Source organism: Moorena sp. SIO4A5, assembly GCF_010672005.1.
Taxonomy (GTDB): Bacteria; Cyanobacteriota; Cyanobacteriia; order Cyanobacteriales; family Coleofasciculaceae; genus Moorena.
Window position 1 is genome coordinate 1 of the sequence record NZ_JAAHHZ010000168.1, and the last position, 11,930, is coordinate 11,930.

Annotated in this window: 9 protein-coding genes; 5 read left to right on the forward strand and 4 right to left on the reverse strand. The window is 43.8% G+C overall.

What is annotated here, in order from left to right:
- Together F6K57_RS30375 and F6K57_RS30380 are read left to right on the forward strand one after the other, a co-directional pair.
- Window positions 1-1,353 (forward strand): heavy metal translocating P-type ATPase (locus F6K57_RS30375; protein WP_293071915.1); only part of this gene is annotated, 1,353 nt, incomplete at its 5' end.
- Between the two features lie 280 nt (window positions 1,354-1,633).
- A complete protein-coding gene (locus F6K57_RS30380) occupies window positions 1,634-2,074 on the forward strand; it encodes an FHA domain-containing protein (RefSeq protein ID WP_293022406.1) in 441 nt (146 codons plus the stop codon).
- 82 nt (window positions 2,075-2,156) lie between these two features.
- On the opposite strand, the gene F6K57_RS30385 is transcribed toward F6K57_RS30380, so the two are convergent.
- Entirely contained in the window at window positions 2,157-4,772 is a 2,616-nt protein-coding gene (locus F6K57_RS30385) for an AAA-like domain-containing protein (protein ID WP_293071916.1), read from the reverse strand.
- Window positions 4,769-6,064 (reverse strand): AAA-like domain-containing protein, encoded by a 1,296-nt coding sequence (locus F6K57_RS30390; RefSeq protein WP_293071917.1) that lies wholly within the window; start codon window positions 6,062-6,064, stop codon window positions 4,769-4,771. Before F6K57_RS30390 ends, F6K57_RS30385 begins: the two co-directional genes overlap by 4 nt.
- Window positions 6,065-6,259: 195 nt before the next feature.
- Between F6K57_RS30390 and F6K57_RS30395 the strand changes: the two genes are divergently transcribed.
- The 3 genes from F6K57_RS30395 (at window position 6,260) to F6K57_RS30405 (ending at window position 8,938) form a co-directional block, all read left to right on the forward strand.
- Complete coding sequence (locus F6K57_RS30395) at window positions 6,260-6,415, forward strand: hypothetical protein (RefSeq protein ID WP_293071918.1); 156 nt, start codon at window positions 6,260-6,262, stop codon at window positions 6,413-6,415.
- A gap of 268 nt (window positions 6,416-6,683) precedes the next feature.
- Window positions 6,684-7,676, forward strand: a complete 993-nt coding sequence (locus F6K57_RS30400; RefSeq protein WP_293071919.1) for a hypothetical protein — start codon at window positions 6,684-6,686, stop codon at window positions 7,674-7,676.
- A 173-nt stretch (window positions 7,677-7,849) separates the two neighbouring features.
- Window positions 7,850-8,938 (forward strand): matrixin family metalloprotease, encoded by a 1,089-nt coding sequence (locus F6K57_RS30405; RefSeq protein ID WP_293071920.1) that lies wholly within the window; start codon window positions 7,850-7,852, stop codon window positions 8,936-8,938.
- Window positions 8,939-9,118: 180 nt separating this feature from the next.
- Here F6K57_RS30405 and F6K57_RS30410 read toward each other — a convergent pair whose 3' ends face one another.
- Together F6K57_RS30410 and F6K57_RS30415 are read right to left on the reverse strand one after the other, a co-directional pair.
- Window positions 9,119-10,420: a tetratricopeptide repeat protein gene (locus tag F6K57_RS30410; RefSeq protein ID WP_293071921.1), complete on the reverse strand. Its 1,302-nt coding sequence runs from the start codon at window positions 10,418-10,420 to the stop codon at window positions 9,119-9,121.
- Window positions 10,421-11,138: 718 nt separating this feature from the next.
- A partial coding sequence (locus tag F6K57_RS30415; RefSeq protein ID WP_293071922.1) for a hypothetical protein occupies window positions 11,139-11,930 on the reverse strand: 792 nt, incomplete at its 5' end.

Below are 11,930 nucleotides of genomic sequence, written 5' to 3' on the forward strand. Positions count from 1 at the left end.
GTAGCACTAGTGGAGGAAGCGCAAACTCGGAAAGCGCCAGTACAGCAGTTAGCGGATTTGGTAGCAGGGTATTTTACCTATGGGGTGATGGCGATCGCATTTTTAACGTTCCTATTTTGGTACGTGGCTGGGACTAAAATCTGGCCGGAGGTCTGGTCAACCATGGCGGCTTCTCCATTACTGTTGAGTTTGAAGTTAGCGATCGCAGTTTTAGTGATTGCTTGTCCCTGTGCCTTGGGTCTAGCCACACCTACCGCCATTCTAGTCGGTACCAGCCTGGGGGCAAAGCGGGGCTTATTAATCAAAGGTGGTGACATTTTAGAACAGGTGCATCGGCTGGATACTGTGGTTTTTGACAAAACCGGTACCCTAACTCAGGGTCAACCCACGGTTACCGATTGCCTGCTGATTCAACCTGAAACAGAGAATGATCAACAGAGCGCTATTGGTACGAAAACCATTGCTGTATCTTCTGCTAGCCAATTGCTGCAACTGGCAGCAGCAGCAGAAAGTGGCACATCCCATCCCTTAGGTAGCGCAATTGTTACCGAAGCTCAACAGCAACAGTTACCGATGTTAGGGGCTCAAGATTTTTACACAGAACCAGGATTGGGACTATCAGCTTTAGTAGAAAACCAACGGGTAGTGCTTGGCAGTGCAGACTGGTTGAGTAAGCAGGATGTTACGATTAGTGATACTGCTCAAGCTGAAGTCAAGGCTTTGGCAGATGGGGGTAAAACAGTAGTTTATGTAGCCGTTGATGGGCTACTAGCTGGATTAATTGGTGTGAATGATCTTCCGAGAGTCGAGGCTAAAGAAACAGTAGAACACCTCAAAGACCTGGGATTGCGGGTGATGATGCTAACTGGTGACAGACCGGAAGTAGCGGCTGCTGTGGCCAAAACTTTGTCAATAGAGCCAGAAGATGTTATCGCTGGGGTGCTTCCTGATGGCAAAGCTAATGCGATCGCAAACCTTCAAGACCAGGGACACTGTGTCGCTATGGTGGGAGATGGCATCAATGACAGTCCAGCTCTAGCACAAGCTGATGTTGGGATTGCCTTGCATGGGGGAACCGATGTGGCAGCGGAAACAGCAGGAATTATTCTGATTGGTAATAACTTGCTTGATGTGGTCAAGTCCATAGACCTATCACGAGCCACCTTCAACAAAATCCGCCAGAATCTGTTTTGGGCATTCGGTTACAATATATTGGGTATTCCCATAGCCGCTGGTGGGCTACTACCAGGATTTGGGATGGTACTTTCTCCTGCTGCTGCTGGTGCCTTCATGGCTTTCAGCTCAGTTAGTGTTGTCACAAACTCTCTGCTGCTAACCCGTTTGCGGAATTAGTTCAAGTTCGCTTGAATACCTAGAATAGACCATCAGAGCAGCAAGGTTTCAGAAGGCTACAGTATCCTGGGTGGTCGGAAGCCACGGCCATAGGGTAAGCTTGGCGTCTGGTAGTTTACTATTATTGATTCAAGGAATAATCAGGTAATGCTGAGCACTCAGGAGATTTTTCTAGGTAAATCAGTCCTTAAGTCAGTCGCAAGCTGGTTGAGACCTGTGCCAATGTAAGTAAATAAGAGTATTGTTCTCAACCAATTACCCTTTTGATCACGAGCGATTCATGGCTACACAATCCGACCACAACCATTTATTGATTATTGAGGATGACAAGGGAAGCAAGCAGATTCCTTTGGAAGATGAGGTATATTCTATCGGTAGAGATCCAGAGTCTGATATCCGCCTGTTTTCAAAGTTTGTGTCTCGCCGACATGCGACCTTAGTAAGGCGTAGACGTTCTGATGGTAGTCCCTACTACCGAATTTTTGATGGTAACCTCAAAGGGAAGGCTAGTTCCAATGGCATTTTAATCAATGGTCGTAAGCTTCAAGCCCATGATCTCGAAGATGAAGATGAGGTAATTTTCGCACCTAAGGTCAGTGCTAAATATTATCTACTGAAGCGAGAGAATACCCCAACTGATCCAGTAGATCAAATGGATGAGTATGATATTACCCTAATTAATCCCGGTATGATTGATGATTCGGAAGAATGGGATAATTAGTAAGTAAATGACCGCCAAGTTAACCTTAAAATTTATAATTTTAAGGTTATAGTTTGAGCGGTTAGCTACAGGATGTTAAAGTTTACCAGTCGCAACGGGAGAATAGATCACTAAGAAAATACTTGCGCCAACGAGTCACTGGGTCTCTTCCCTGGAAAGTCACAGTACGATTGTCCTTGGTGTTCCACGGTGCCAAGGGTAAGTGACCTTCCTCCGCTTTGTTTTTGTTGAAAATTTCTGCATACCAGTTTACTTTTTCCCACCACTCGTACCATGTTTCATCTAATAATTCATCATACTCTCCCTTGGGTAAACCACGCTCAGCAATAATTTTGTCCAAGATCTGCTTTTGTACACTGAAGCCAAACTTTCCATCTGAGTGTTTGACCCAAAGGGTGTTAAGAGTACGTAGCTTTTGGCAGGAACATTGTTCAATATGTTTGAGATCGAGCCAACCTTCTTTTTCTCGATCAGCGATGTAAAGCATGATACGAACATTTTTTAGCTCAGCATCTTTCCAGTTTCCCGACTTCATAAAGAAGTGAAGTTCAGCGAGGAAGTGATTGAAAAGAGAGTCTTTGACCATTTGATAGTCTTGACCGTTTTCAGATAGTAACTCAATGTATTCCCGATGCAAATTTTCTACGGCATTCGTTGAGAGTATTGACTGTTGTTGAGGAAGAAAGCTAGGTATAGGAATTTCTGTATCAATATCAACGTTTGGAAACTTTTGCCAAGCCTTATCAAGGAGATTAAAGGCTTCTTGGTAAGATTTTAAGGCTTCCTCTATCTTCCCTTCTGTTTTCAACAAGCTCCCTTCTACTCTTTTGACATGAACCTGAATTGCCCATTCTTCGGGGACATCTGAATTTGGTTGTGAGGGTAAGAGATTGTTTTTCTTGATCTGTTTAATCATTTGTCTAGCCTCATTCCACCGTTCGGTTGCTTTACTATCCTGTTCAAATTCTTGGTACTTCTGACTAAGTTGCTGATTTGCTAAAGAAATTGAAGCTAGCAGCATGGCTTGCTTGAAATCACGTTTGTCTTGTGGGATTGGCGTAGACTGACTGACTTGAACCCATGCCTCTTGTGCTTCAGAAGACAGCCCCTTGTTTTGGAGTTCTGCAGCAAGTTCAGAGAGCCTATTAATGGTTTCGATATCTTCTTTGATTATTTTATGAGCAGCTTTAGCTTGCTGTACTCTGATCACTTCCTTACCTGCCACTACTCCTGAAACAATTGCTCCCAACACAGCTATACTTAGCACCACAGCGCCGATCTGAATCCGCTGTTGAGCCTTCCGATTCGCCTCAGTTAGTACCTGATTTCTCTTCTGGGTCGCTTCCCTATCCTTCCTCTCTCTGTCTAATTCTGCTTCCAGCTTCTCTTGAGCGATTTGCTCCTCAATCCCCTTCTTTTCACTAGCCGCCAAAAACTGTTGATCTAAATAACTTAAATTCTTTCTTTTCGCCCAAGCCTGAGCATCCTTGAGAGCCTTCCCCCGCAACAACAGCGACTCATCCTGACATCCCGACGCCACCCAAGCCCTAAACCCTTCCGAATAGGGACGTAATGCAGCTAATTCTTGTTCAATCCAGTCTTGATTAAAGACTTGATGGTAAATACGGTTATAGACTTTAAGAACTGGAAAAGCTCCAACTCTCTGCTTGACTACTAATCCAGATAACTGTAACTTACCTTCCTCAAAACTGTTATTGGCAACAACTTCCCCCTGTTGCCACACTTGCTGATACAATTCCAACAAGTAGGCAGACCGTTGCTCATTACTCAAGATGCGGTCGCGTATGGTCTTCAAATGTTCTGGCTCATCGGTAGCTTCCCAGTTCGAGATGATATGCGATCGCACCAATTGCTCAATCCATTCCTTCTCCCCCTTTTTTAAGGGATCGAAAACCGAGGCAGAACTAACCACCAACTGACACAGCTTTTGGGTAAGAAACGGCTGTCCTCCTGTCCAGTCTAATATTTCCTGGAGAACAGCCTGGGGGTTGCTGACCTGTCCCGCCAATCCCCTGACTAACGGCTCAACTTCATGGCGTTGAAAGCCATGTAACTCCACCGCCCTTCCGATATTAAAGGGGGTTCGGTCTTTATCTCCAATTAAATCCCCCGGTGTCGCCACCCCCAACAGCACAAAACTGAGGCGATTATAGGCAGAATTTTCTGCCCGTTTGTTGTAACAAGCACGAACTAGGGCAAAGAAGTCATCTTTGAAGCTTAATTGCAGAACGCTATCGATTTCATCAATAAAAATAACAATCGGTTGAGCAATATATTCAAACAATACCTCTTTGATAAACTTACCAAAGCACTGCACCGGAGAAATCTTTTGGTGCTGTTGAAGCCAATGGTATTCGTCAAACCTATCGTAGAGTTCCAACTCAGACACCAACCCACTAATCAAACCGCCATACCATTCCCGTGGGGGAATCTGTTGCGACCCGAGCATGGTAATATCAATAGAAGCACAAACAATGTCTTCTTGTTGCAACCGTTTTATGGTTTGAACTTTCAGAGAAGACTTCCCCATCTGACGGGAATTTAAGACATAACAAAATTCCCCTGCTTTTAGGTATTGATACAACTCTTCATCGGCCTGACGCTTGACATAACTGCTAGCATTAAGGGGTAATGCGCCGCCTACTTGATAAATTTGCATAGTCTGGGTTTGAATCATTGGGTCTCCTGGAATCGCGCTTGAAAATACTCCCGATACAACTGACAACGGAGAGTTACCTGATGTGCTTGTAAATGAACTAATCCCATACTGTGTAGTTTGTAAGCTGATCGGGATTCTAAGGGAATCGGACAACTGGCCTCAATCACATCTTTAAAAGCATCAGCCAAAGCTTGGTGTTGCTGTAGCATCTGCCAGAGGTGTCGTAGATGGTTGCGATAAATTCCAGCTTCGGTGGCAGCATTGTTTAATACCTTCTCTAGGGAACCAGTACCATTAAATTTGAGATGGTTAAAGCATTCGCCAATTAAATAGGGATGTCCGCCTACTAACCCCTGCAATTGCTCAACCTCAGATGCTGTACAATCAAGTTGGTATTGTTGCGCTAATTCAATAATTTGCTCTTGGGTCAATTCCGGTAACTCAATCGGAACACCAACATTAAACGGAGATTCGTTAAGGTTAAGGGGAATATAAACTTCTGTGGAATGAACCACCACTAATCGGAGCCGTTCTAAACGTTTACCCATCTTGGCTTTCTCATGCCAAGCCCTTAGCATTCCTAAAAAGTCCGATGCCACATCACGGTGAGGAAAAACTCGGTCAACCTCATCCAAACATAAGACCACTGGCCTGTTAACCTGCCTTACCAAATACCGTTCAAAGTAGTTGGTACAAGCCATTTTACTGGTCGATAATCCTTCGTACCAGTAATCAGCTAATCGATTAGCTAATCCTAAACTTTCACTGACACAGAAGCTAAACCACTTGAGTAATGAATTAAGATTGCCAAGGTCAGCATGGTTAGCCAGGTGCAGGTTAATATAAACAGTTTGATAGCCCTGCTGGGCAACCAACTTTCTCAGCACTCTAGCTATGAGTAAGGTCTTCCCCATTAGACTTGGTGCTTTAATTCTCACCAAGGCACCGGGACGTAAAAGTGTTTGATAACAAGTGGTTTCAATAGGAGGGCGTTCAACATAATAGTCAACGTCAGGGATAGACTCGTCCTGATCTAAATCCGGTGTCCACGGATCTGGATTAACATTGCTATTGCTTGGTGTGCTTTCTTGATCTAGAAGAGCGATCGCTTTCCAGTCTTGCCCCAATTTTTCACTAATTTCTTGAAAATTCAGGTTATCGACAGGTCGGCCATTGAGATAATTATTGAGGGTTGATAGAGATATCTCCAATTCCTCAGCTAAGTCTTTCTGGCGAGGATAACCGTTGCGTTTAAGAGCTAATTTAACCTGGTCAATAGACTCTGGATGAACTCTGAGTGAGCGAGACATAGTTGTCGGTTCGATGAACTACTCAAACTATAACTATCTTTTCTAGTCACTTAGCCCAACTCAGGTACAACTCAGGTACAAGTCGGCAATCAATTATAAGTTGGCCATAACTCACGTCAGCTCAACAGCTTCCAAGGTCTCAACTGCTTTAGCCCCAGGGTTTGATGAAATTGTAGTTCACCTGAAACAATTTTCATGAACAATCTCGAAAACTTCCAAACCCTTCTGGAAATTGTCTTACTAGTTCTAACCCTCTCTACTGAATCTCCATTGTTAGGTATTGTTGCTGCTATTTGTGCATTGTTGTATTTGTTAATCGACTCTGATGATTTAAATAACGATGAGGAGTGAGGCGGTTGTCTAGCTTCAGGACTTCTACAGGAGCAACTGGATCAAGACAATACTTTTACAAGAGGTCTAGCATCAGGTTTGACTTAATGTTAATAATTCTAACAAAAAAGCGATGGCTGCGTAAAATTTCTGGTTTCGGTATGATTTATAAATAGAGCAATACTTAACAACGGTGATTACTACTGCACCTATGTAGGATTTGTAGGAACATCAACTATTGGCTAAGTGTCAAGGTAAGTGATTACTTAATCAGCTGAGGCTAAACCCTATGAAGATCAAACTCATTATTGCTTCAATGATAATCAGCGCACTATCGTTCGGGGTTTTAGGGGTTCATGCACAAATCAGTAGTGGTGGTGCAGACCCAGGACCAGGAACGGCTCAAAACGAGTCTGGTAGTGAACAAAATCCCTTACTGACAACATCTGTACAGGAAGCTGAGTTCATTTTTCGAGGAACGGTTGAAAAAATTCAATATCGCCTCTCATCTAATCAGAGAGGACTTCCTCACACATTTGTGACCTATAAGGTGGAAGAAACCCTTAAAGGTCGAGTCAAGCCAGGTAGCTTGGTTACCCTTCGTTTTATCGGTGGTCATGATAATAAAGGCAATTTTCTAACAGTGTCTGGAGTTCCTTTTTTCGATGTTGGAGAGATGGCTATCCTTTTCGTCAAGGGTAATGGGAAATCTGGGTGTCCTCTGGTCGGATGTGCTGAAGGTCGGATTCGAGTTATCAACAATCAAGCTTTCTCTGATGAAGGACAACCAATTCTACTCACTAGTCAAGAACAACTAGTTTATGGAAAACATCGTCCTTTGAAAGAAGTACTTACCCACAGGATAGGTGACACAGTTATTGAGACTGTTTTGTCAACTCCTAGTGGAAAAAACCAGGATGGCTCTTCAGAATCTGGTGTGGTTGAGTCTGCCAATGTTCAAGTATCAGAATCTGGTGTGGTTGAGTCTGCCAATGTTCAAGTATCTGAACAACCCCTAGAGCGGACTAAACTTGAAGGTCTGATCAAAACTAAATTAAACCAGCTCAGCCGAGCGGGACAGGTGCAGAGAGGACAGTTTACTACCACTGTAGATCCTGACAAAAAATTTGTAATCAAGCTAGGTTCCCCTTCAGCTCCACCCCAGACCACAGTATCCCCTGGTTTTGAAAATTCAATTCTATCGAGTACAGCAGATCGTAGGGAGATGGAGATGTTAATCAAAAATGGAGGCAATCCTGTCTTACCTAATTCCGGAAGATAATTTTTATCCCCTTTATAGAAAAGGGGATTGGTAAGTTGCTTGAAACTTACCACTTGTGACTTGTTAATTATCAATGAACAACCAGTAAAAAGTTATAAGCCAAATTAATAAGTCACAAGTAACCAAAGACAAATTCAGTTGGATTAGACCAAGAAACAACTAGGAGACTGATCATGAAGAGACCTATAGCCGGTTTAATGGCTTTATCATTGTTTGTAGCTATTACTGGCTACATGCCTAAAGCTTCTGCCTACCAAGTTTACAAATGTAATGGTAAGACAGTCAAGTGGCCAAGTAGTAAGATTCCAGTTCGGATGCGCTCAGCTAGTGTCAGTTTTCCCTCTGGTGCGTGGAGAAATGCTTTATTAGAGGCTGTCAATAGTTGGAACAGAAATCCCAGTAAGTTTTCCTTTAGTTTGACCTACAACGACAGCAGTGTTGGACGACAAAATGGCCAGAATGAAATCTGGTTTAGCAGTGATGACAGTCTACTCGATGGTGCACCGGCACGGGCTTTTCTGTGGTGGAGGTGTCCCAATCTGACAGAAGCAGATATAGTCTTCGATAATCGAGTATCTTACACCACCAGTACTAGCAAAAGCGTACTCTGGCCCTATGGGGGAAGCTCTCGTCCTTTCCAAACAACTGCTATGCATGAACTGGGTCATGCTTTAGGTCTTCGGCATGAGAACCGATATTACAACATCATGGGTCAAGATTGGGATCATATCCATGCCAATGGCTCCACGGCAAGAGCCTATGCTGGTGAAGATGCTTCCCATGGTTCAGTATTTCTTTATGGTGTACGTTCTCCTCAGCGCCAAGATGTGGCAGTAGTTCATTGGAAGCGCTCAGGTAGCAGTGGTGAATATAGTGCACACAGAAGAACCCAAATGTACAACTCTTCTGGATCACTTCTGAGTTCCTTCACCTCATCCGGTGAGCCAGTTTATCGAGTTAACAAAGGGCAACGGGTTCAGGTAGAATTTACCTATGAAAATAATGGTGCTTCTACTCAAAATCCTCGGGTCGGCTTCTATATTTCTACTAATAATATCATCTCGACCCTTGATACCAAAATTGCGGATGTTGGCTTTACCCTTGTTAGGGGCACTCCTTATACTGCCAGAAATTCAGTAACTATTCCTAGCAATTTAAATCGTGGAAGGTACTACATCGGTGCGATTGTTGATAACAATAATAGTATCGGTGAAATAAACGAAAGCAACAATGCTACCTATATCGCGATTCAAGTAAACTAACCGAAATTGGGGAATGGGACGGGGAGATAAAATTTCGCTGTAGTCGTAACTTCCAGCATTGGTATAAATATACCAACTTAATCGATAACTACTTCATCAAAAGTTCCCGATTCCCGATTCCCGATTCCCGATTCCCTGTACTATAGTCGTTAGTTTAACAACTATCAACCTAGAATCATACTACAAATTTTGCCGATTGACTAACTGAATTTTATTGACAAAATAAGCTTCTCGATGCTGTAATGACTCAGCTAAGTCTAGCCCCTTTTGAAATGCTGCTAAGGCTTGAGGATAGTTGTTCATATCCAGATAAACTTGACCAATTTTGTCGTAAGTATTCATCAAGCCATAATAATTATAGGATTTTTGTTCAACTTGAAGCAAAACCTCATAAACTTGCAAGGCAAACTCTGGCTGCTTAGAGGTCAGGTAAAGTTGTGCTAGAGGTTGTAGTGCTTCGCTAGCATGGGCAAACTGCTGTAGAGACCAGGCTAAGGAATAGGCTTCTTGATAGGTTTGACTAGCTTTTTCTGGTTGATTGAGGCTGTTGTAATCAGATGCGATCGCAATTTTCAGGGCTGGAATCTGGGTATCATTGCCTTGATTGAGGTAAATGTCCACTAATTGCTGCTTTTTGGGCAATGCCTGGTCTGGTTGTTGGTCTTGGTCGTAGATATAAGCTAGCTCTTGTAAATAAGCCACTTGTTCTTGTTCATTTATGCGTTCGCGAAGCGGTTCCATTCGCGTAGCGTGGCCCAAAGGCCAAGGAACATCGCGTTGATTCTGAGCTTGATTCTGAGCTTGAGCCAGTAATTCCTCATAGGTTTCTGCTGCTTTGGGATAATCAAACCAAGCCATGTGCAATTGACCCATGGTCTTCAAGGTAGCCTCAACCGCTGCCATATCTTCCTGGTTGCGAGCATCAGCGAGAATTTGCTCATAAACTGTCAAGGCTTGTCCTGGCACTCGGATCTGTTCATAAGCCTTACCCAAAGCTTTTAAGAGTGGCAGATTGATCGAGTCTTCTGCTTCATTTTCCTGCTGAATCTCTTCCAAGCGTGCCGTAATTAGTTGCACTGACTGCTTATTGTTTTCATTCCAGGCAACTCCTCCTACTCTGCCCAAAGTTTGCACTTCTGCCACAGGATCCCCTAGCACTCGCCGCAGTCGGATTTCCCGATACCAGATCTCAAAGGCTTTGGATTGATTACCAGCTTTGAATTCAGCTTGAGCTTCAGCATTTAGTTCATCCAAAGCTTGGCTGAGTCTAGAACGTTCGGAAGGGTTGAGAGGTTCGTCTGGGGATAACGAAGGCAGGAGGGGATCAGGAGCAGTCAGTTCCAATGGATTGGGATTATCATTATCACTTGATTGGGACAAGGTCACACTAGCAAAACATAACGGGAGTATAGCAGCGGATAATGCTATAATTGCCCAGTTGCTTAGTTTGAGTCTGAGAGGATGTAAGCGCAAGGTAGCCATAAGGAAACTAAAGAAGGTTACTACCAGTTAGGCTAGCGATTTTAGGTTCAAATTGACCAAAAAGATGGGTTTCAAGCCCCGTCCTTCGTTGGCCTTTGGCCACGCTACGCGAACGACGGCTTTTAATTAATTTGCTATACTAAAGGAGTAGCCTAGCACAGACAGGATTCGTCGGTACTGTCATTAAGCCCACGACGTAAAGCGATGCTAGTACATGAGGCGCGAAAAACCTCATTAAAAACGTATGGATCCTAGCGGATACCAAAAACCAGTAAAGCAAACCTTAGAAAATGAAAGTACCGTGGGGCACACGGGAACTGAGGAAACTCAACGCTTAGGGAGATAAGCCCACTGGCATTAGTTAAATTAGGCTAAAGACTTGGTTTTTAAACGGGTATTCGGCTTAAGTATTGCCTTTGACGGATAGCTAATTTTAAGGCATGTCGAGGAACTAAGAATCCCCGTCCATAAGCGGGCGGGGAGTGTCAAATCTGGCCATATTCTGCGGTAAGCCACCTGATCCGCCTGGGGAGTTATACCAATTCTTAGGGCTGAGACACCTACACATCAATTTCATCTGACCATCTCCCCATCTGGCCATCTGCATCTGTAGTCCTACTTTGAAGAATTGGTATTATTTATGCCCGCCTGCACTAGTCCGACCGCTTCCGGGACGAAGTTTGTTCCTGCCACTAAGATTTAGGACTGCTAGATGATATCATAACGCCTTCTGCTCCAGGTCAGAGAATAACTCCAGCAGTCCTTGAGTATAAGGAAGCAACAGGTACATCTGATCTGACTCTATACGAGCGTTTAGTTCATCCACCAGCAACTGCAACATTTTTTCCGCCAGCTTCCAACTTACGTCTACGCTAGGAAACACCAGTAAACACAACGGCAACAGTTCCTGTTCTATTGATGTCATATTCCCCTCCAAAGCACATAGCCATAGGTAACCCTGGAACATTTCTAAATCTCTGATAGTCGAAGCCTTAATTCCTGGATCGTCCAGCCCTCCCCTACGGCTAAAATGACCAGAGTGCAATTCCCCTGTGCGTTGGTAGACAGTCTGAGCAATATCCTGACTAGCAGGTAAGAGTTGCTCCACTAAGGCTAAGGTAGGTGAGTTAAAATCATGCAAAGCCGCTGCATTACAGATTCGTTGCCAGGGGATAGAAACTTGCTCCTCCACAAACTTAAAGTAGGGACTGAGCAAAATTTGTTCTGGCAATGTCAGCCGATTGAGTACTAATTTAGTGCTGAAGTGAAACTGTGTGGTAACAAAACCAATGGCCCGACGGTCTTTTGCTGATATATGTTGCTCCCGCATTTGCCGCAATACAGGTTCGAGAGAGGTGGCTAGCTTTTCTATAGCTGGCAACTCTAGCGCTACCATTGTCCACGGGCTAGAGAAATCTGTGAAGAAATTAATTGTCTCTCCTAGTCGTATTGCTGCCATTAAACTAGGATTCGGCGATTGCTCCTGGTAAATTTCCAGTACCTTTTGGTA

Bases quoted from the DNA above. Each gene is read 5' to 3' on its own strand.
- F6K57_RS30380 (WP_293022406.1), top strand. From the start codon at position 1,634: ATGGCTACACAATCCGACCACAACCATTTATTGATTATTGAGGATGAC.
- F6K57_RS30385 (WP_293071916.1), bottom strand. From the start codon at position 4,772: ATGATTCAAACCCAGACTATGCAAATTTATCAAGTAGGCGGCGCATTA.
- F6K57_RS30390 (WP_293071917.1), bottom strand. From the start codon at position 6,064: ATGTCTCGCTCACTCAGAGTTCATCCAGAGTCTATTGACCAGGTTAAA.
- F6K57_RS30395 (WP_293071918.1), top strand. From the start codon at position 6,260: ATGAACAATCTCGAAAACTTCCAAACCCTTCTGGAAATTGTCTTACTA.
- F6K57_RS30400 (WP_293071919.1), top strand. From the start codon at position 6,684: ATGAAGATCAAACTCATTATTGCTTCAATGATAATCAGCGCACTATCG.
- F6K57_RS30405 (WP_293071920.1), top strand. From the start codon at position 7,850: ATGAAGAGACCTATAGCCGGTTTAATGGCTTTATCATTGTTTGTAGCT.
- F6K57_RS30410 (WP_293071921.1), bottom strand. From the start codon at position 10,420: ATGGCTACCTTGCGCTTACATCCTCTCAGACTCAAACTAAGCAACTGG.